The organism is Priestia sp. TRM10, from assembly GCF_057808375.1.
On the sequence record NZ_JBJZOT010000019.1, the window covers coordinates 1 to 17795 of the forward strand.

14 protein-coding genes and 4 pseudogenes are annotated in these 17795 nt (G+C 34.4%); 9 read left to right on the forward strand and 9 right to left on the reverse strand.

From position 1 onward, the window contains the following. The 3 genes and pseudogenes from ACK3CR_RS26040 to ACK3CR_RS26050 all read right to left on the reverse strand — a co-directional run. Positions 1 to 190 (reverse strand): annotated as a pseudogene (locus tag ACK3CR_RS26040) (hypothetical protein); the annotation flags it as partial. Positions 191 to 246: 56 nt separating this feature from the next. Beyond that, positions 247 to 1251 carry a DUF3231 family protein gene (locus tag ACK3CR_RS26045; RefSeq protein WP_243519641.1) on the reverse strand — a complete coding sequence of 335 codons (1005 nt, stop codon included), beginning with the start codon at positions 1249 to 1251 and terminating at the stop codon, positions 247 to 249. Positions 1252 to 1794: 543 nt separating this feature from the next. Beyond that, positions 1795 to 2394, reverse strand: a pseudogene (locus tag ACK3CR_RS26050) (MFS transporter); the annotation flags it as partial. Here ACK3CR_RS26050 and ACK3CR_RS26055 point away from each other — a divergent pair. Next, positions 2379 to 2709: pseudogene (locus ACK3CR_RS26055) on the forward strand (PLP-dependent aminotransferase family protein); the annotation flags it as partial. The pseudogenes ACK3CR_RS26050 and ACK3CR_RS26055 sit on opposite strands and share 16 nt — an antisense overlap. A 74-nt stretch (positions 2710 to 2783) precedes the next feature. Then, a complete protein-coding gene (locus tag ACK3CR_RS26060; RefSeq protein WP_243519639.1) occupies positions 2784 to 3221 on the forward strand; it encodes an OsmC family protein in 438 nt (145 codons plus the stop codon). A gap of 259 nt (positions 3222 to 3480) precedes the next feature. Here ACK3CR_RS26060 and ACK3CR_RS26065 read toward each other — a convergent pair whose 3' ends face one another. The 3 genes from ACK3CR_RS26065 to ACK3CR_RS26075 form a co-directional block, all read right to left on the reverse strand. Further along, positions 3481 to 5613 (reverse strand): heavy metal translocating P-type ATPase, encoded by a 2133-nt coding sequence (locus tag ACK3CR_RS26065; RefSeq protein WP_328122948.1) that lies wholly within the window; start codon positions 5611 to 5613, stop codon positions 3481 to 3483. Continuing rightward, positions 5606 to 5974 (reverse strand): ArsR/SmtB family transcription factor, encoded by a 369-nt coding sequence (locus ACK3CR_RS26070; protein ID WP_243519635.1) that lies wholly within the window; start codon positions 5972 to 5974, stop codon positions 5606 to 5608. The genes ACK3CR_RS26065 and ACK3CR_RS26070 overlap by 8 nt, the downstream gene beginning before the upstream one ends. Positions 5975 to 6291: 317 nt before the next feature. After that, the gene (locus ACK3CR_RS26075; protein ID WP_243519633.1) at positions 6292 to 6624 is read right to left on the reverse strand and encodes a hypothetical protein; all 333 of its coding nucleotides are present in this window, start codon (positions 6622 to 6624) and stop codon (positions 6292 to 6294) included. A gap of 116 nt (positions 6625 to 6740) precedes the next feature. On the opposite strand from ACK3CR_RS26075, the gene ACK3CR_RS26080 reads away from it, so the two are divergent. The 5 genes from ACK3CR_RS26080 (at position 6741) to ACK3CR_RS26100 (ending at position 13113) form a co-directional block, all read left to right on the forward strand. Continuing rightward, entirely contained in the window at positions 6741 to 8093 is a 1353-nt protein-coding gene (locus tag ACK3CR_RS26080; protein ID WP_488976331.1) for a sensor histidine kinase, read from the forward strand. Beyond that, on the forward strand, positions 8074 to 8679 hold the full coding sequence (locus ACK3CR_RS26085; RefSeq protein WP_328122951.1) for a response regulator: 606 nt from the start codon (positions 8074 to 8076) through the stop codon (positions 8677 to 8679). Before ACK3CR_RS26080 ends, ACK3CR_RS26085 begins: the two co-directional genes overlap by 20 nt. Before the next feature lie 390 nt (positions 8680 to 9069). Beyond that, positions 9070 to 10347 (forward strand): cation:dicarboxylate symporter family transporter, encoded by a 1278-nt coding sequence (locus ACK3CR_RS26090; protein ID WP_243519627.1) that lies wholly within the window; start codon positions 9070 to 9072, stop codon positions 10345 to 10347. A 59-nt stretch (positions 10348 to 10406) separates the two neighbouring features. Then, a complete protein-coding gene (gene ggt, locus ACK3CR_RS26095) occupies positions 10407 to 12488 on the forward strand; it encodes a gamma-glutamyltransferase (RefSeq protein ID WP_430236814.1) in 2082 nt (693 codons plus the stop codon). A gap of 397 nt (positions 12489 to 12885) precedes the next feature. Beyond that, positions 12886 to 13113 (forward strand): hypothetical protein, encoded by a 228-nt coding sequence (locus ACK3CR_RS26100; protein ID WP_328124031.1) that lies wholly within the window; start codon positions 12886 to 12888, stop codon positions 13111 to 13113. Positions 13114 to 13467: 354 nt separating this feature from the next. On the opposite strand, the gene ACK3CR_RS26105 is transcribed toward ACK3CR_RS26100, so the two are convergent. Beyond that, entirely contained in the window at positions 13468 to 13818 is a 351-nt protein-coding gene (locus ACK3CR_RS26105) for a DUF3888 domain-containing protein (protein ID WP_243519643.1), read from the reverse strand. Between the two features lie 509 nt (positions 13819 to 14327). Between ACK3CR_RS26105 and ACK3CR_RS26110 the strand changes: the two genes are divergently transcribed. Together ACK3CR_RS26110 and ACK3CR_RS26115 are read left to right on the forward strand one after the other, a co-directional pair. Beyond that, positions 14328 to 15671 (forward strand): N-acetylmuramoyl-L-alanine amidase, encoded by a 1344-nt coding sequence (locus ACK3CR_RS26110; RefSeq protein WP_328125253.1) that lies wholly within the window; start codon positions 14328 to 14330, stop codon positions 15669 to 15671. Positions 15672 to 15842: 171 nt separating this feature from the next. Then, a pseudogene (locus tag ACK3CR_RS26115) lies at positions 15843 to 16304 on the forward strand (IS6 family transposase); the annotation flags it as partial. 269 nt (positions 16305 to 16573) lie between these two features. Here the strand turns inward: ACK3CR_RS26115 and ACK3CR_RS26120 are convergent. Both ACK3CR_RS26120 and ACK3CR_RS26125 read right to left on the reverse strand, forming a co-directional pair. Continuing rightward, a complete protein-coding gene (locus ACK3CR_RS26120) occupies positions 16574 to 17455 on the reverse strand; it encodes an alpha/beta fold hydrolase (protein ID WP_328125254.1) in 882 nt (293 codons plus the stop codon). A 129-nt stretch (positions 17456 to 17584) separates the two neighbouring features. Then, positions 17585 to 17767 carry a hypothetical protein gene (locus tag ACK3CR_RS26125; protein ID WP_243519648.1) on the reverse strand — a complete coding sequence of 61 codons (183 nt, stop codon included), beginning with the start codon at positions 17765 to 17767 and terminating at the stop codon, positions 17585 to 17587. Positions 17768 to 17795: the final 28 nt, after the last annotated feature.

Sequence of the window (17795 nt, forward strand, 5' to 3'; positions counted from 1 at the left end):
GATAAAACATTAACCATGGATAATCTGTTTGTTGGATAGCTAATGAAATATCCCCTTGAAAACTTAAAATAATGACTTCGTTAAAATTCGCTTGTACATTAATCAGAAATTCAAGGATTAGTAAAACAGTGCCTTTAACATATTTACCGTTTAAATATTGGCCAAATCCAGGAAGTGCAATACTCCACATTAACTTTTCAAATGGATTCTTTTTCACTTAAACATACCCTAGAAATAGTACTTTGATTACTGTTCTTTTGCAAGTTCTTTTCTATTCGGAGCAAGTGGCGGTTGTTCTAACCATTTATTTTTCACCATAATATTAAACCATTTTTTGGTTAACACTAGATTTTTCAGGATGGTGCCTTCATAAGTGGTTATAAGGTCTGTTCGCATGGCTGATGCTAAACCGGTTCCGTGATACGCTTGTGCGGTTTGGAACAAGAAACCAATATGATACAACATTAACTTATCGGAAAAAGGGGAGTCGGTGGAAATGGTCACTTCTGTTTCCCACGATCGAGGAACAGGTAAATTATCCGCGTGCATGATTTTGGAAAAGGCCTGTATCTGTTTATCAGAAGTGTTCTGGGAATCCTCTAAAAACTTTCTTACTTCTTTTGATTGAGCGACTTGACTGAAGGCGATAGAAAGCGTTTTAGCCATAATACTCTTTTTCAAGTTGAACGAAATACTTATGATTTCCGTTGCACCTAAACGCCTCCCTTTTCCGAAAATGCCATCTATGAAATCTTGACTAGAAATAAATTCAGGATTTGCTGCAGGATAAAACAAAGGGTCTCTCTGAAAATTCCCTTTTTCAAGCAATAACTCAATCGTTTGATGATACATCCTTTTCGCATCATTATCACACGAGTCGTAAAAGTCCCTTAAGTCTTTTCTAACCGAAACACCTAATGCAGTGGTATGCCCGAGCAAGCCATGCAACGTCATGATATGTAAGTAATTCAAGCAAAAGATATCGGTGAACAATTTCTCCGTATCTTTATGGAGATCAGACTCCGTAAATCCAATGGGAACTGGAAACCCCTCGTTTTCTATAAAAGCTACGATTTGCTTTTTTTGTTTTGCAAAGGTCTTGATAGCATCTTCAAAAATGGCCTTTATGGACTCATCCTCAACAATAGAGACCATATATCGATTGACTACATCTGTCATAGTTCCGTTTATATATTCTCCCCATAGGGTTCCTATTTCGGAAGATGTGAGTTTTAACTTATTCTTATCCACATTATCACCTCTTGGATAATATTTGCCGATTCACCAATAGATATGAATTTTTTCTTAATAAAAGAGGTAGTCAGCATGTAATTTCTGATAAGCAACATTATGGTAACTAATCATTATTAAATTTCCTGTAATAAAAAGAAACCCTTTGCTCAGCATTAGCAAAGGGTTTTTACATATGGGGGAATACGTTAACATTATGCACAGTTTTGTAGCTTCATATACATATATAGTTATATAGTTGGTCCTTTATTAAAGGTACGACAAGGGTGATTGTGGTAGATATGGGGATGTTTTCCATTTGAGAGTGAAGCATGAAATCAGCATAAAAGGCTTTCTTTTTATGTAAAATAGAAGTACACAAACGACAAGGGGATTTGTGGTAGAAGTAGAGCGCATTTCCATAAGTGTATAGTGGTTGTTGTAAAGAAAATAAACAAGTACAAACTCAAATTTTGCATTTATCTTTTGGTACGTGGACAATACTTCACTAAATGCAAAATTTGAGTCCTATAATTTGTGTTATGTTAACTTTCAATTGAGTAACTAATAATTGATTTTTTTATCAACGTTATGACTTTGATATTGAAATAAAAGACGAGATAATCTATATAGTACGGATATTAATAATAAAATACCTGCTGATATATAGACTAGGCGAGCACCAAATGTATCTGCGATAGTACCTGTTCCTATAATAACTAAGAGAAAAATAAATTATACTAAAGTTGATCTTGCTGCCATTATCTTAGTTAGTGTATGTTCATCCGTTGCATTTTGAAATATCGTCTCTTGACAGAGATCTCTTAAGATGTAGGAAGGTCCCATAAAAAGGACTAAAATAAGGTCTATAAAAGGATTAGATATAAACCCATACACAAGAGTGAGTAACCCAAACGATGTAGCTCCTACTAGCATAAAGGGTAAGAGTTTCTTACGTAATTTAATAGAGATTCTATAAATCATAAATCCTCAAATCATGCTGCCTAGATAATAGGTCCCGTTAATATATCCCCACCAAGTCTCTCCCTTATGCAAAGTTTCTTGTACAAACGCTAAGGAAATCGCTCCTATCCAAATCATACCTGCCCAGGACTCAATTAAGTGTATTATCATTAAAACCTTTAATTTCTTATCATTTTGAAGTTTTAATTGAGGAGCATCGAGAATAAACCATTCGTAGAAATCAAGTTGTAAATCGATATTTGGCAGACTATACGTGTTTAGGTGCTAACACAGGCATCTTTCATTGGTTGCTGTTATCAGGAGGTAAGCTTACAGGGCTGAATTTGAAACGTTAGCTGCACAGAAGGGGTGCAGGTATATGCAGCAGAACGTTTTGTAGTCGGAAATAGTTGTCCAGAGAGAGCTGTAAGAGTTGCTGTTTGTGCACCGAAAACGCTTGAAGAGCTTGAACAAGAATTGATTATTCTTAAAGGTTTGCTAAACGACCTTACCTAAAATTGTTCGCCATACAATTATAATATTGTATGGTTTATTGTGCGTGTTATGATGATGCAAGGGGGGATTTTATTATGAGTAAAATGAAATTTACGGTAAGTGCATCAGGAGAAGGTATGATAACTACAACAAAAGTTGGAAACCATAAAATTGTGATTGATGCAGATGCTCAAATGGGCGGAAACGATATGGGACCAAACCCACTAGAAACTTTGTTATCAGCATTAGCTGCATGTGAAAATGTAACTGCTAATGCAGTTGCAAAAGAAATGAAATTTGACCTTCAAGGCATTACTTTTAAAATTACAGGGGAATTTAACCCTCGTGGATTTATGGGAGATCCAAATGTTCGCACATACTTTGAAAAAGTTGAAGTAGAGGCAACTGTAAGAACAACTGAATCTGAAGATCGGATTAAAGAATTACAAAAAGCAATTGAACCGCGCTGTCCTATATATGGGATGTTTAAAGCTGCAAATGTTCAAATGATTGATAATTGGGTAAAAGCTTAATAATAATGAGGATGTCCCATAAGTACTAGGCACTTCTTTGCTTTTGGAACAGCCTCATTATGTTTACTCACTTGTCTAAGTATATCTTTTATTTAAGCTATAACCTTCCATATAATTCTATAGAATAATTTAAAGTAGCGTCTTCTAGATTGTACAGTAAAAGGAATTCATGAAAAGGACTCTAATATTCATAGCTTATTCAATTTATTCCATTTAAAAAAGAGCTCTTCAAACTTTGTTGGAAAGCTCTCCATCATATTTATTCTTTTAATTTTAGTAATCGTAAGCTATTTAATGTTACAAGCAATGTTGCTCCCATATCTGCAAATATCGCTATCCATAGCGTTAACCAACCAGGGATAACTAACAGTAATGCCACTAATTTAATGGCCAAAGAGAAACTAATATTTTGTTTAATGATAACTAAAGCTTTACGACTCAATTTAATAGTATATGGTAATTTGTCTAAATCGTCGGACATTAAGGCGATATCAGCTGTTTCTAGAGCTGTATCCGTTCCAGCCCCACCCATGGCTACACCAACCGTTGAAGCTGCAAGTGCAGGGGCATCATTTACTCCATCTCCAACCATGGCTACACTTTGATATTTCCCACGAAGTTCTTTAATGGAATTCAGCTTATCTTCTGGTAATAAATCAGCTTTAATATCCGAAACACCTACTTGTTTTCCAATAGCTATTGCCGTCTTTTGATTATCACCTGTCAACATCACCGTTTTAATTCCTAGATTATTCAACTGATTGATAACTTCTTTAGATGTTTCCCTCATTTCATCAGCTACAGCAATAAATAAAAGAATCTCTTTTTCCATTCCTAACACCATTACAGTTTTTCCTTGCGTTTGCATTTGGGTGATTTTTTGTTTTTTATCATCTGAAATGGTTCCGTGCAGTTCTTCAAATAAACTTGGACTTCCGACATAATATATGTCATTATTTACTTTAGCTTTTACGCCTTTACCCGTAATAGATTGGAATTCTTCAACTGTCACACTATTAAAATTTAATCCATTTTCTTCGGCTTTTCTTATAATTGCGGAAGCAAGTGGATGTTGTGATCCTTTTTCAATCGCTGCCGTTAGGGTCATCAATTCATTTTCATTTCCACCATACGTCACAATATCTGTTACAGCAGGAACACCTTTTGTTAATGTTCCTGTTTTATCAAAAGCAATGGCTTTAAGGGCTCCTGCTTCCTCTAAATGGATACCTCCTTTAATTAAAACGCCATTTTTTGCTGCATTTCCGATAGCAGTAACAATTGAAACTGGAGTAGAAACAACTAAAGCGCATGGACAACCAACGACTAATACAGCTAAACCTTCATAAATCCACTGACTCCAATCTCCACCAAATAGCAAAGGGGGAACCACTGCAATTAAAAGGGCTATGATAACAATAGCTGGTGTATAGTATTTCGCAAATTTATCGACGAACGCTTGAGAAGGTGCCCGTTCTGCTTGAGCTTCTTCTACAAGATGAATAATTTTTGAAAGAGTGGTATCTTCTACTCGTTTTGTTACTTCAACTTCAAGTAAGCCTTCATCATTCAATGTTCCTGCAAAGACTTCATCATTCAATGTTTTAGTTACAGGAACACTCTCACCTGTAATCGCAGCCTGATTTAATGTAGATGTTCCTTTAATCACAACTCCATCCATAGCCAATTTTTGACCTGGCTTAACGATCATGATATCTCCGACTTGAATATCATCAACATGAACTGTCATTTCCTCATTTCCACGGCGAATTAATGCTTCTTTAGGCGCGATATCCATCAATGATTCGATGGATTGGCGAGCTTTATCCATTGAATAGCGCTCTAATGCTTCACTAATCGCAAATAGAATAACAACAGTTGCCCCTTCGCCCCATTCACCAATCACCGCAGCTCCTAAAATGGCTATGGTCATTAAGGTATTCATATCGAAGTTTAATCTGATTAGATTTTTAAGGCCTTTAATAAATAGTGAATATCCCCCAATTATAATGGACGCTGCATAACCGATTGTCGGAAGAAGATGCTCTTCCCCATATCGCTCCCCTAAAAACCAACTAATCACTAGTAATATAGCTGAAATATAGACTTTAATGTTTTCTTTTTGTCTCCAGAAGGGTTCACGTTCCACTCTTTGTTCTTTTTCATCCCGAATCTTTAAGTTCTCAAAGGCACCTGCTTTTTCTAATTCCTCAATAGTTGTTGTACCTTTAACATAAACTTTTGATGCTCCAAAGTTTACTTTTGCATCTTGGACACCTGGCAATTCTTTAACGTTATTCTCAAAAATACCTGCACAATTAGTACAAGTAAATCCTTGTACACGATAGGCTTTCATTTCCTGTTCAGATAATTTTACTTGATGATCAGACATTTACTTTCACCTCATTTTCATGTGACAAAGCAATAAGGATTAACTGTTTAATATGTTCATCATCAAGTGAATAAAACGCCAATTTCCCTTCTTTTCTATACTTCACAATTCCTTGTTTATGAAGTGTTCGTAAGTGATGGGATGCTGTTGCAATGGAAGTTCCAATAATATTGGCTACATCACATACACATAACTCTCCATCTTGGCATAAAGAAAAGGCAATTTTTGCTCTATTTTCATCTGCAAGAGCCTTAAATAATTGGGCAACACTAGATATATCTTGTTTTTGCAATTCCCCCTGTATTCGGTTTACTTTTTCTTCGTCGTAACAATAAATTTCACAAGTATCTTTTTGATTCATATTTTCACCTCTTCATTCAAATATTTGTTTGAATATAGTATACCTCTTTTACAAATTAACATTCAAGTATTCATTTGAATGAAAAACAAAAAGGAATTGGGAGAACCAATTCCAAGACAGGATTTTCTTTAACAAAAACTGGATAGGGATAAGAAAAGATAAACTATTATTTCTAAATAGATAGTATTTAATAAATTCCTATTTTTAGAACAGAAAGTCCGTAAAAGTATACTTTTACGGGCGGTGTGATTAGTTATTGATAAAAAAGGTTACCTGATTAGAGACCCTTTTTCCACCTATTGTTGTAATATTTATTTTCACTCTGCCTTAATGATAAAACGATGTTTTTCTACACCAAAAAAACCTTTAGATTGTATAACTTGATGTATTTTATATAATTCATCCATATGTGTTTCAGTATTAAAGTTAGGAACTTGCCAAGGAATAGCTTGTAAATAATAAACTAATGCCCCGATATCATAAAACCTCTGAACCGGAAATTCTTCTTTACTAAAGACAATGTTAAAATCATTCTTATTAATTTCATTGGAATCCGTCTTTAAATTCCACTTAGAAAATTCTTTATTGATTGGAACTTCTAGATACTCATTAATTTGTGTGAAATCTAGGACTCCTACTTGTTGAATCAAAAAAGTTCCTTTATGTGATAGAATTCTCCTTACTTTCAGTATATTCTTAAAAACAAATAAGTAATTACAAGAAAATTACATCAAAGCTAAATCACTATGCTTGGAAAGGATCACGTATGTTTAAGAAAAATCGTGGTAAAAAAATAATGTGGATATGGATTATTTTGAGTCTAATTCTCATTTGCGTAGGAATTGTCATGCCTTATGGGTTAAATGTAGAACAGCGAGGTTTAGAAAAGTTAATGATTAATATGGAAAAAAAACCGCATGGGAATACACTTCTAATACTAGCCTTTGCAGTGGTTGCTTCAAATACAATTCATGCGTTGCCTATTTATTTAGGCACTATTTTGTTAGGTAATGAGATTGGAGAACTGTTGAATAAGAATTGGGTGAAAATTATTATTCCCCTTTTTCTTATCCCTCCTATTTATATAGTTATAAATACCTTTACTGAATTTAAGCCTCATTTTGGAACTCCAGCCCTTCTTGTACTTTTATTTATTATACTGACGCCGTTTTTTGAAAAAAGACAGCTAGGTTTTTTCATGCGATCCATTATTCTTATTCACATTCTATTTGGTGTTCAATGGCTTGATGAGGTTCCGTTCCTTACTCAATATGGCTTTGGACATGGACCTATATCTAGCAAGGTTAAGCAATGGGCCATAGAAATGTCTTTTAATCAAACTCTTTCTTTATATGCAATAGTACTATGCTCAATCTTTATTGTTAATGCTTTTATACTAACCGGTTACATGGTTAGATGGAAAATTGTTCAAGAATTTCACCAGATTGAATTAGAGGCATTAGAATCGAGGTCTAATAAAGAAGCCTTAAACTTAGTTCATGACTTAAAAACTCCACTGGCCTCTATGGAAGGATTAATTTCCTTAATTTCTTTATATAACAATCATTCTAAAGTCAGTGAATACTGTCATAATATCACTTTATCCATTAATTCTATGAACAAGATGATTTCGGAAATTTTGTATAACAATCATATGAGTACATGTTCTCTAAAAGAATTAGTAGATTACATATTATCTAGCCGGTTAAGTGGTACCGATAAAAAAATCAATCTAGAGTTACCTGATAAGTCTGAGGATATTATGATTTCAATCAATAAAATTCGGATTACTCGCGCTATAGTGAATTTAATTAACAACGCTTTTGATGCCATTAAAGATATTCCTAAAGGGAAGGTTACTATAAAAACTAAGGTTCAAGGTGACCAACTATTATTAGGAGTTTCAGATAACGGAGTAGGAATTAGCACGAAGGAACGTGATAAAATTTGGCAAGCTGGATACAGTACAAAGCACCAATCAGGGATAGGTTTATCTTTCGTTTATCAAGTTGCGAAAGAGCATAATGGAAAAGTATCTGTAGAGAGTAGCTCTGGACAAGAAACTGTTTTTTGGATTCACTTGTTAGGGGGGCTTGATAATGAAAATTCTAGTCATTGATGATGATAAATCTGTACGTTATATGTTAAAAGAGATTTGTGATTTTGCAGGATGGAAAGCAATAGTATGTGCAAATGGAAGGGACGGAATAAAAATATTCTCAAATGATCAGATTGATCTTGTATTAGTAGATTTTCATATGCCAGAAATGGATGGTCTAACTACTGTAGATAAAATTCGGGACCTTAATAAAGAAGTTCCTATTCTTGTTCTTACTGTAGATGAGAGTCAAGAAACAGCTAATCGTTTTCTAAGTCAAGGAGCTACTGATTTTGCTTTAAAACCAATAAAAGCACCAGACCTAATATCTAGAATTCGATTACATAAGCAGTTCATAGAGGTAATAAAGACAAGGGAAGAAGTTTTTGTAACGAAGGGAATTAGCCAAACGACCATAACACAAGTTTCAACTTTTTTGCAATCACGTGAATGTCCTTGTCCAATTTCTGAGATTATAGAGGCATTAGGCTTATCTTATCCAACAATCTATCGCTGTTTAATCCATCTAATTCAGCAAAAGAGAGTTGATAAAATTATAAGTTATCAAAAGATGGGGAGACCAAAAAATCTTTACAAATGGATATAAGGTTTTATGAAATTAGGATCACCAAGCATAGAGGTTTATTTAAACCCTTTGCTTGGTGATCCTAATTCTACTTTTTTTCTTTTTTTTCAATTTTATAAGAGAGAAGGATTCAATATACTATTTATTAATCATACTTGTCAGGAACAAGTTAGCATTACAAATATATGAAAGGGTTTTCAATTTGATATGAAACATGTTTTCACACTTGAAAGTTAGTTTTGATAACTAACTCAAGAAAGTGAGAGAGTAATTCATTTATCTTCTGTACTTTTTTCTTTTTTTCTGTGCCTCTTATGTTAACTCTCCTGACTCTATTATTCTATTAAGGAAAAACGATAAGTATGATAAGGGATATGTTTTAAAAATGAATATAACAAGGAGGTAAATTTAATGAGAAGGATAGGACTGGCTTGGCAAATTTGCATTGGTTTGGTCTTAGGGATTGTTGTAGGAGCTCTTTTCTTTGAAAATCCAAAAGTTGCTGAAATTTTGCAACCTATTGGTGATATCTTTATTCACTTAATTAAAATGATTGTTATTCCAATTGTAATCTCCAGTATTATTGTAGGCGTGGCTGGGGTAGGTGATATTAAAAAACTTGGAAAATTGGGTGGAAAGACCATCTTATATTTTGAAGTTGTTACAACAATCGCCATTGTTGTAGGATTATTAGCTGCTAATCTTTTTCATCCAGGTACTGGAGTTGATAAAGCCAACCTAGAGAAAAGTGATATTAGTAGTTACGTAAGTACAACGGAGCAAACCCAGCATAGTGGCTTTGTTGAGACTTTTGTACATATTGTGCCAACAAATGTTATTGAATCCATGGCACAGGGGGATATGTTAGCTATTATCTTTTTCTCTGTTTTATTTGGTTTAGGAATTGCAGCTATTGGGGAGAAAGGAAAACCTGTATTAGCATTTTTCCAAGGCACATCTGAAGCTATGTTTGCAGTAACGAATATGGTTATGAAATTTGCACCGTTTGGTGTATTCGCATTAATTGGGATTACCGTGTCTAAGTTTGGCATCCAGTCATTAATTCCACTAAGCAAATTAGTTCTAACAACGTATGGAACCATGACTTTCTTTGTAATTGTAATATTAGGAATAATAGCAAAATGGGCTGGTATTAATATCTTCAAGTTTTTAAGATTTTTAAAAGATGAGTTATTGCTTTCGTTTTCCACAGCGAGTTCTGAAACAGTTTTACCAAGGATTATGAATAAAATGGAGAAAATAGGTTGTCCTAAATCTATTACCTCTTTTGTTATTCCTACAGGATATTCCTTCAATCTAGATGGATCTACATTGTATCAAGCATTGGCAGCTATCTTCATTGCTCAAATGTACGGAATTGATATGTCCATTACTCAACAACTATCCCTAATTTTTGTTTTAATGATTACATCAAAAGGAATAGCTGGAGTTCCGGGAGTCTCTTTTGTTGTATTATTAGCTACCCTTGGATCAGTCGGGCTTCCAGTTGAAGGTCTAGCATTTATTGCAGGAATTGATCGATTATTAGATATGGGACGTACAGCTGTTAATGTAGTGGGGAATTCTCTTGCTGCTGTTGTTATATCCAAATGGGAAGGGCAACTTGGTCAGAAAGAGACATTGCATAATACAGGACATTTGAACGAAAAAATTTCAAAATATTCATAATATAAAAATGTAAAAGTGTGGGTATTTAATACAATTCAACACTAAGGGAGAGAAGATTTTTGAAATATTTAAAGAGTCTAATACTAGTTATTTTTAGCTTTTTTTACTCAATCACACCTGCATTTGCTAGTGTGCCAGGAGTAGATGATTCAATGAAAAAAGGAGCAAAAGAGGGTTTAGTTTCAGCTTCTCATCCATTAGCAGCAGAAGCTGGTAGAAAAATATTAGAAGAAGGAGGAAACGCTGTAGACGCAGCTGTAGCTATTCAACTTTCTCTGAATGTAGTTGAGCCAATGATGTCCGGAATTGGTGGCGGTGGCTTTATGATGATTTATGATAAAGATAAAAAGAAAATTACCATGATCGATAGCCGAGAAACAGCTCCTGAGAACGTGAAGTCTGACCTGTTTATGGATAAAAATGGAGATCCTATTCCTTTTAATGAACGGCATACCACTGGAAAAGCAGTGGCTGTACCTGGAACCTTAAAAGGAGTTGAAACAGCTCTTAATAAATATGGAACAATGGATTTATCTCAGGTTATTGCTCCAGCCATTAAGCAAGCTGAAAGAGGGATAAAAGTAAATTGGGCGACAGCTCAATATATTGAAGAAAATAAAGAGAAACTAGAGAAAAATCAAACAGCTACTGATATCTTTGTACCAAATGGAAAGCCGTTAAAGGAGGGGGATACGCTCACTCAGCCTGATTTGGCTAAGACATTTAAACTTATTCAAAAACAAGGATCTAAAGCTTTCTATACAGGCGAGATTGGCAAAGCTCTTGTTAAAGAAGTACAAAAACGTGGGGGCACAATGACTGAAGAAGACTTAAAAGACTATGTAGTGAAAGAACGAAAACCTATTGAGTCCACCTATAGAGGATTTAAAGTTGTAAGCGCAGCACCACCAAGTTCCGGTGGTATAACCGTTCAACAAATATTGAAGCTAATGGAAGGTTACGATGTTCAACAAATGGGCGTTAATTCACCTGAATATCTACAACATTTAATAGAAGCTATGCATCTATCGTATGCGGATCGAGCAGCTTATATGGCAGATGAAGACTTTTATGATGTACCTACTCAAGGGCTTTTGGATGAAAGATATATAAAAGAGAGAAGAAAGCTTATTAATGCAGATAAGACTACAGTTAATTTGAAAGAAGGAGATCCTTGGAAATACGAGGGGAAAGAAAATCCTTCACAGGTAAAAGTAAATGAAGAACATCCCATCGGACAAACAACTCATTTTTCTGTTGTAGATAAGTGGGGGAATATGGTTTCCTACACAACCACAATTGAACAAGTTTTTGGTTCAGGAATCATGGTTCCTGGTTATGGGTTCATGTTAAATAATGAGATGACAGATTTCGATGCTACTCCAGGAGGAGTTAACCAAGTAGAACCAAAAAAACGACCAAGGAGTAGTATTGCTCCAACAATAGTGCTTAAAGATGATCAACCTTTTATGGCTATTGGCTCTCCAGGAGGACCTACTATAATTGCCTCAGTGTCCCAAACGATTATGAATGTTATTGATCATAAGATGCCTATACAAGAAGCCATTTTGACATCTAGAATCTATACATCCGGATATCCAACGGTTAGATGGGAAGCAGGAATTGATCAAAACACTAGACTAGAACTAGTAGCAAAAGGAAATGGATTTGAAGAGAAGCCAGAGAACATTGGGAATGTACAAGCTGTTATTTATGATTACGAAACTGGCCAGATGTATGGGGGAGCAGATAATACAAGGGAAGGAATGGTTCTAGGAGTAGATCGAGTATCTTACAAATCTAAACAACCCAAAGAAATTAAAGAAGCTAAGAAAGGACCTTTTACTTTTAAGGTAAATGGGCATACTTACCCTTACTATGCTAATCAGATGAAAATAATAAATGGACAACCATACATTCAATCGGATAAATTATTGCTTGGCCTTGGTATTATTGAAAAAGAGGAGTTAAAATTCTATAAAGCAAAGAAAAATTCCTATTTATCCGTTATAAAAACCGCAGAAGCATTAGGGTATAAAGTAGATTGGGATAAAAAAGAGAAGATTGTTTTATTAGAAAAAGATCCATCTAATTATGATAATCCAAATGATAATGAAGATGGAGATATTATTACACATTAACCCTTTCTTTTATTAAGATTCTCGTTACCTTTCTATTTTTATAAATTCAAATACCGCATCCTCATTCTTATAAGAATGAGGGTGCGGTATCAGTTTAATAAAAGCATCCCTTTAACTAAAAAGGATGCTTTTATTTGCGATACTTCATCTATTATTACTACCTATTACAGATTCTTTTTAGTTATTCTTCTATAATGGACATTGGACAAGCTGTATTTAGTTGAATCCTAGTTACCATAATGTTGATTCTAGGTAGTAAAAAGATAACAAAGCTAATCTTAGGATGTTATCTTGCACGTTAGATGGGGTAAAGAAATAAAAAAAGAAACAAATAAAAAATTATTTGGTCTCTTTGTACCTGAAGAGCCCTTATAATTAGGAAGGGATACATTTATTTATGAATATAATCGAAATAAAAAAAATGCTTAGTACTCTAATTGAATATGAAGATAGCACGATTACATATACCATACCTGGATTAATTGAATTAATGTATTCTAAGGCATTTGAAACCTTTCAAATTACCACAGTCGTAGATGGAAAAACTTTCTCATATTATGATGTAAATACTGCTTCTGACGCTTTATATATGACTTTAAATCCTGAAAAAAAAGAAGTCCTTTAACAAGGGCTTCTTTTTTTGTATATCGTATACAAATTTAGTTGACATAAAATATGTTCGCGGAAGTAAAAAAACGAAAATTCGTATAGTAACAACGCATTCTAATTTTTTCTTTTTGTTTATATGTACTTTTAAGGATGGTTTGTTTGCCATTTGAAATTAAACCTAAGGTTTACTCAAGAGCAGAAGATTTAAGCTTTTCTTTATAAACCTTTAAAACGATGACCATAACTTCTTAATATGCTTTGTAAGCATACCAGCTATATCTAATACAACAAAAGAAGGAATCTAGATTTCCTTCTTTTGTTGTATTAGATACTTTAATTTAAATTGGTTTCGACTCTCGTTTTATTACTTTTATTTGCCCAGATCTATTCTAAAAGTAAGTGTCTCGAGACTTTCCGAGGGATTATGTGCACCTGTGTATGTACGATATTGTACTTTCACAATGAAATCAAATATTCCCTCATTAGCCTTTTTCTCTTCTGGCGTTCTTCCTTTGTTTACACGCTTAACTGAGATGATCTTTGCATTAAATAAATCATAAGGTTTATTAATAGCTTTAATTGCATAAGAGTTTAGCAAGGTGAGATAGGAATCATAAAAATCTTTTTGTTTTATATTCTGAGTTTGAGCACTGTCTAAGTTTACGCTATACAAAATAGATAAAATAAATACAATACTTAGAATGATTTTTTGTGTCTTCATGATATTTTCCTTCAGCAATTTTTAGGGTTCTGGTACAACGATTATACGTTCGGTACATCAATCCTACATGGACTATTCAATTATGGATTATGATGCTATATCAAACAACTTATGTATGAAACCAATCCCATTTCGGGTAGCTTCAACTTTGGGTGAAATCTGTCCGAAATGGGTTGGTTTCATATACAAGTTATTTTTGTACTAGACCCTTATTGATTGTTCCAATATACTACCGGCAGGTACAAGTAATTCATTTAAGTAAAGGAGTTCATTGGAATCCGAGGGAGGTTATTAAAGATAAGAAATTGAATTATAAAAACACATGAGTAAAAAACAATAAGGGAAAGAGGATGGGAAAATTAATTTATCATTCATGTTATGAAGTGGATGTAAGTAGAAACTCAGAAAAAAATAAACTAAAGGGAAAAATGATCTATTGTTTGGATGATGAAATGAAAAATCACTGATAATAAAATAGGCTTAATTACGATAGGGATGGGGGATGCTTAATGAAACTTTATTTAGATCCAGGTCATGGCGGTTCTGATCCAGGGGCTGTGGGCAATGGCCTGAATGAAAAAGAGATTGTATTGGATATTGCTCTTAATATACGTACCCTTTTAATCCATAATTATGAAAATGTTGAAGTGAAAATGAGCCGTACAGGCGATACTACAAAAAGTTTAAATCAGCGTACAGGTGAAGCAAATTCTTGGGGAGCCGACTATTATTTGTCTATACATTGTAATTCCTCTAATGGTTCTGCTCGAGGATATGAGGACTATATTCACAATAGCTTATCCGACTCTTCAACATCAGCTAAATATCAAGATATGATGCATGGAGAAATAGTGAAAATCAATCAACTTAATGATCGAGGTCGGAAAAAAGCAAATTTTCATGTTTTGCGTGAAACGAACATGCCAGCCTTACTAACAGAAAATGGTTTTATCGATAATAGACAGGATGCTACCTTGATGAAAGACCCTTCGTGGCGTCAAAAATTAGCACAAGGTCATGTCAATGGTTTAGTAAAGGCTTTTAATCTGAAACCCCAACCTAATGATCCTGGAACGATTTACAAGATTATAGTTGGATCTTTCAAGTCAAAGGAAAATGCAGAGGAACGCGTAGATGTCCTATATTCAAAAGGCATTGAATCTTTCATTATGACCATGAATATTTCTGGTGAAACATGGTATCGCGTTCAGGCTGGATCTTTCTCAAAGAGAGACAATACAGAAAAGCGTTTGAAAGAGGTCAAGAATGCGGGGATTAGTGATGCCTACATTATCACTGAAGGTGTTGATTCTGGTCAAAAGGATTTGTCTGGATACTCTATATTAGGTGGGACCTACCTGTCCCCAGCATCTATGGAGCAGTATGCAAAAACTGTAAATCCAGATGCAATTACGTTGGGAATTTATTATTTAACCTTTGGGGAATACTATGGTATTAGAGGGGATATTGCCTTTGCCCAAGCTATTCACGAAACGGACTTCTTTCGATTTACGGGAGTCGTACAACCCAAACAAAACAATTTCTGCGGATTAGGAACAACAGGACCTGATAATCCGGGGGCGAGTTTTGATACACCAAGAGATGGGGTGCTTGCCCATTTTCAACATTTATTTGCCTATGCATCGACTGAACCATTACCAGATAAATATCCATTAATTGACCCCCGTTTTGATTTAGTACAGAGAGGATCCGCCCCGATATGGGTCGCATTAAACGGAAAATGGGCCGTTCCAGGTAACAATTATGGACAATCCATTCTAAATATATATGAAAGAATGATTAATAATACCATGCAAACACTAGGGGAAATCCTCCAAGAGATTAAGGCCTAGCCTCTACTCACCCTCTCTCTTTTCATTTCGTCCTCTATGTTGGGAAAGAAGAGTTCTAATAACGTAGTTGTATTGTTGAGGATAAAAATACCTTATCTGGTTCTGATGCCAGAAATCTAGCAAACTTGGACATACTGATACTATCAATCTAAAAAAGGGATGATGTTCAGTATGGAGAATCAAAGTTTATTCAAATGGAAGCATTATCAGCCTGAAATGATTTTATTAACAGTAAGGTGGTACCTACGGTACAACCTAAGTTTTCGTGATTTGGTCGAAATGATGGAGGAACGAGGCTTATCCATTGCCCATACTACCATCATGCGTTGGATTCATCAATATGGTCCTGAGTTAAACAATAGAATTCGTCGTTACCTTAAGAAAACAAACGATTCTTGGTGAGTGGATGAGACGTATATTAAAGTCAAAGGACAGTGGATGTATCTGTATCGTGCGGTTGATTCAGAAGGAAACACCATTGATTTCTATCTAAGCAAAATAAGAGATTACAAGGATGCAAAGCGTTTCTTCAGGAAAGTTTTGCGGTCTCTTCATGTTTCAAAGCCTCGTGTCATAACCGTCGATAAAAATCCAGCTTACCCAATAGCCATTGAAGAATTGAAAAACGAAAAAGAATTCATTCATAAATTGTTTGGATTAGCTTCATAAGTTAGCAATTTAAAGGAAATGGATGCTCTATGTTTCTAGCGAGTAGTTTTTGCACCAGAACCATAATATTAACGTATTCTTAATGTATTTCCCCATATGTAAAAACCCTTTGCTAATGCTAAGCAAAGGGTTTCTTTTTATTGTATGAAATTCAAAAGTGTTTAGTTTACATAATAGATTTTATCGGTACTAAAAAGCCCTTATCAATATCGATAAGGGCTTTTACCTTCCTTCTATTTATCTAAAAAACGTAAGATTCGTTTATTTATCTGTTTAGGTTTCTCCATAGTTATAAGGTGACCGACTTCCTTTATCATTTCTACCGTAATATGAGGAGATGAGTCCTTAGCACGACAAAAAGCTTCCTCAGGATTATACATGACTTCCTTTTCCCCCAATAATAGGAGAAGTTGAGTTTGAATTTGGGCCAACTCTTCATCCTTAAACACATAGGGAAATCCCTGTTCTGTTTGAGTTTCTTCTTGATTAGGAGGAGAAGCCTTACCAAACGTTCCAGCTATTAATTGTTGTTCTATAAGGGGATCTACTGTATAACGATGATCAAAAATCCATTCCAGAAAGCTCTTAACACCTTCTTTATTACTAACCATTCCCATAGCATAAGAGTAAAACACAGGATTGAAGGGAATGTAAGTTGCAGCTGGGCTGATAATGACAGCTTTATTCACTTTTTGAGGGAAAAAGGACAGGAAATTCACCGTATGTAAAGCTCCATAAGATAATCCTACAATATTTATTTTATTAATTTGCAAATGATCTAGCACTTCGTTTAACCAGGAGGCATAACTTAATCGATTTGTAAATTTCTTTTCTAAAAAGCTTCTATTCTTGTCTCCTAAAATATCAATACAAATGACTCTATACTGTTTACTCCATTCTGCTACATTTGGATACCACATCGTTGAACTCATTCTTGCTCCATGCAAGAGGATTAGAGGCGGAGATAACTTATCTCCACTTTCAATAATATAGGTATGTCCGTAAGAAGTGTCTACAAAGTAAGAAGAAAATGATATTGGCCATAGCTTTTGTAAGACTTTATCATAAGATTGTAAATAACTATTTTTTTGTTCACCTAACTTTGAGGTATGCATTTAATTCCCCCCATATTGTTAAAAAGGCCATTTAAATGTCTTTTTGGTTTTTAGTGATATATTTAATGCTTTTATATCTCTTCTTGTTTTACAAATAAAATCAATTAAAATAAGAAACAAATTCTAAATCTACTTTCTCCGGTCTGCTCGAGACTGAAAGGCCAAGACGATAACTACAAAGGTGATAACGATTACAATCATCTTCAACGTTACATTTATAACATGAGAATCAATAAAGGTAGCAACGAACCCTATAATTAATGCTCCTAAAACTAATGTTGCAATTAGAAAACTTCTCTTTATTTGATCCATAGTAATCTCCCTCCTTTCGCAATATACA

Excerpts from the sequence above, each read along its gene's own strand:
- ACK3CR_RS26060 (WP_243519639.1), top strand. The coding sequence starts at position 2,784 with ATGAGTAAAATGAAATTTACGGTAAGTGCATCAGGAGAAGGTATGATA.
- ACK3CR_RS26065 (WP_328122948.1), bottom strand. The coding sequence starts at position 5,613 with ATGTCTGATCATCAAGTAAAATTATCTGAACAGGAAATGAAAGCCTAT.
- ACK3CR_RS26070 (WP_243519635.1), bottom strand. The coding sequence starts at position 5,974 with ATGAATCAAAAAGATACTTGTGAAATTTATTGTTACGACGAAGAAAAA.
- ACK3CR_RS26080 (WP_488976331.1), top strand. The coding sequence starts at position 6,741 with ATGTTTAAGAAAAATCGTGGTAAAAAAATAATGTGGATATGGATTATT.
- ACK3CR_RS26085 (WP_328122951.1), top strand. The coding sequence starts at position 8,074 with ATGAAAATTCTAGTCATTGATGATGATAAATCTGTACGTTATATGTTA.
- ACK3CR_RS26090 (WP_243519627.1), top strand. The coding sequence starts at position 9,070 with ATGAGAAGGATAGGACTGGCTTGGCAAATTTGCATTGGTTTGGTCTTA.
- ACK3CR_RS26100 (WP_328124031.1), top strand. The coding sequence starts at position 12,886 with ATGAATATAATCGAAATAAAAAAAATGCTTAGTACTCTAATTGAATAT.
- ACK3CR_RS26105 (WP_243519643.1), bottom strand. The coding sequence starts at position 13,818 with ATGAAGACACAAAAAATCATTCTAAGTATTGTATTTATTTTATCTATT.
- ACK3CR_RS26110 (WP_328125253.1), top strand. The coding sequence starts at position 14,328 with ATGAAACTTTATTTAGATCCAGGTCATGGCGGTTCTGATCCAGGGGCT.
- ACK3CR_RS26120 (WP_328125254.1), bottom strand. The coding sequence starts at position 17,455 with ATGCATACCTCAAAGTTAGGTGAACAAAAAAATAGTTATTTACAATCT.
- ACK3CR_RS26125 (WP_243519648.1), bottom strand. The coding sequence starts at position 17,767 with ATGGATCAAATAAAGAGAAGTTTTCTAATTGCAACATTAGTTTTAGGA.